Origin of the sequence: Pseudomonas sp. CM25 (genome assembly GCF_013179705.1) — a bacterium.
Classification (GTDB): domain Bacteria; phylum Pseudomonadota; class Gammaproteobacteria; order Pseudomonadales; family Pseudomonadaceae; genus Aquipseudomonas.
Genome location: NZ_JABMCW010000551.1, coordinates 1 through 2,349, shown reverse-complemented (window position 1 = coordinate 2,349; position 2,349 = coordinate 1). Strand labels below are relative to the sequence as shown.

Sequence of the window (2,349 nt, the reverse complement as noted above, 5' to 3'; positions counted from 1 at the left end):
TAGTCGGTGAAGGCCGCCTTGACGATCGGCGTCAGCAGGGCCGCCAGCTTAGACGCCTTGGTCCGCTGTGCCGGGTCGGCTGCTGCGGCGGCCACATCCAGCCAGTGCGCCGTCCAGTAGCCCAGCGCGCGCATGCCTTCGCTACGCACCCGCAGCTCCAGCAGCACCTGGCGCATGGCAGGGTGCAGGGCGATCGGGTCGGCATCCCCTAGCGCATGCCCCACCGCACGCATCTGCCGACGCTCCAGGGCATAGTCCCGGGCGCATTGCCAGGCCGCCTCGGCATGCGCCAGCCCTTGCAGGCCGACATGCAGGCGGGCCGCATTCATCATCACGAACATGGCCGCCAGGCCGCCGTGCGCCTGCCCGACCAGCCAGCCGCTGGCGCCCTCGAAGCGCAGCGTGCAGGTAGCGCTGGCGCGGATGCCCAGCTTGTGTTCCAGGCCATCGCAGTGCACGGCATTGCGTTGGCCATCCTCCAGCCATTTCGGCACCAGCAGCAGCGACAAGCCGCGGCTGCCTGCCGGCGCACCCGGCAGGCGGGCCAGCACCAGGTGCAGGATATCGTGGGTGAGGTCGTGGTCGCCGCCGGAGATGAACAGCTTGTTGCCGGTGACGGCATAACGGCCTTCGCCCACAGCTTCGGCGCGGCAGCGCAGCAAGCCAAGGTCGCTGCCGGCCTGGGGCTCGGTGAGGCACATGGTGGGCAAGGTTGCGCCACTGACGATCCCCGGCAGGTACCGCGCCTGCAGCTCGGCAGAGGCATGGGCCTTCAGGCACAGGTACGCGCCATGAGCGATGCCGGTATACATGGCCCAGCCATGGTTGCTGGCAAACAGCATCTCCTGCATGGCAGCGTCCAGCAGCACAGGCAAACCCTGGCCACCCAGCGCCGGATCACAGGCCAGCGCAGGCCAGCCACCCTCGACATAAGCCCGATAGGCCGCCGGGAAACCCTGCGGCGTGCGCACGTTGCCATGCTCCAGCGTACAACCCTGGCGGTCACCCGTTGTGTTCAGCGGCACCAGTACCTGCTCGCTGAAACGGGCAGCCTGTTCCAGCACCTGCATGGCCAGATCAAGGTCGACCTCGGCATAGGCCGGCATTGCCTGCCAGGCGCGGTCGGCCCGCAGCCAGTGTTGCAGTACGAATTGCATGTCCGCCAAAGGTGCCTTCCAGGCCATGGGATACCTCGTGTTCAGCCAATGAAATGGGGGTTTTCGAGCAGCAGTGCCATGCCTTGGCCGCCGCCGATGCAGGCTGCGGCAACCCCGTAGCGCAGGTTGTCCTGACGCAGTTGCCGGGCCAGGGTGTGCACCAGCCGCAGGCCGGTGGCGGCCAGCGGGTGGCCGAGGGCAATGGCCCCACCGTGGACATTGAGCTTGTTGACATCCAGCTGTAGCGACTGGACCACGGCCAGCACTTGCGCGGCCTGGGCTTCGTTGATTTCGAAACGGTCGATCTGCTCCAGGCGCAGACCGCTGCGCGCCAGCAGCAGCGCGATCGCCGGCGCTGGCCCGATACCCATGGTCTGCGGTGGCACACCAACTGCCGTGACCATCCGCAAGCGGGCCAACGGTGGCCGCGTGCAGGTGGACAAGCGCGCCACCAGCGCCGCCGCAGCGCCATCGACCACTGCGCAGCTGTTGCCGGCGGTTTGCACGCCCCGGGTGTGAACGGCACGCAGCCGGGCCAGCGCCACGGCGTCGGTAGGCCGCGGATGGCTGTCGCGGCTGACCTCGCTCACCCCCCGCGGCAGTTCGATGCCACGTGGCAGGCAGCCTTCGGCGTCAAAGGTCTCAGCCGTGATGCGGACAACTTCCTCATCGAACCAGCCCGCGTGCTGCGCCTGCAGGGCACGCTGATGGCTGCGCAGAGCCCAGGCATCCACTGCAGTGCGGTCCAGGCCATGCTCACGCGCCAGGGTGTCCGCAGTGCCGATCATGTCCACACCGGCAGCGGGGTCGTGCAGCGCCTCCCAGAGAAAGTCCTTGAAGCCCACTGGCGCCCCCAGGCGAAAGCCACCGCGGTGCTCGTAGGCCGCGATCGGGTTGCGCGACATCGACTCGGTACCCACGCACAGCACCTGTTGCGCACCACTGCGCAGCTGCTCGCCGGCCTGGCGCAGCAGTTCCAGCCCGGTACCGCAGATGCGCTGTACCGCCAATGCGGGCGTGGCCTGCGGCACACCGCAGTACAGCCCGACATGGCGCGGCAGGAAGTAGGCATCGAAACTGGCGTGGGCCATGCTGCCGGCCAGCACGCTGTCCACGGCCTGCGGATCAAGGCCGGCGCGCACCAGCACGGCCCGGCCTGCCTTGATGCCCAGGTCGATGGGCGACACACCTG

Annotated in this window: 2 protein-coding genes; both read right to left on the bottom strand. The window is 68.5% G+C overall.

Annotated features, from left to right (window positions below; all coding sequences use genetic code 11):
* Window positions 1-1,184, bottom strand: a 1,184-nt coding sequence (locus tag HP546_RS29280; protein WP_172233076.1) for an acyl-CoA dehydrogenase family protein, incomplete at its 3' end; no start/stop codon positions are given.
* 14 nt (window positions 1,185-1,198) lie between these two features.
* Window positions 1,199-2,344 carry an acetyl-CoA C-acyltransferase gene (locus tag HP546_RS29275; protein WP_372242475.1) on the bottom strand — a complete coding sequence of 382 codons (1,146 nt, stop codon included), beginning with the start codon at window positions 2,342-2,344 and terminating at the stop codon, window positions 1,199-1,201.
* Between the last annotated feature and the right edge of the window lie 5 nt (window positions 2,345-2,349).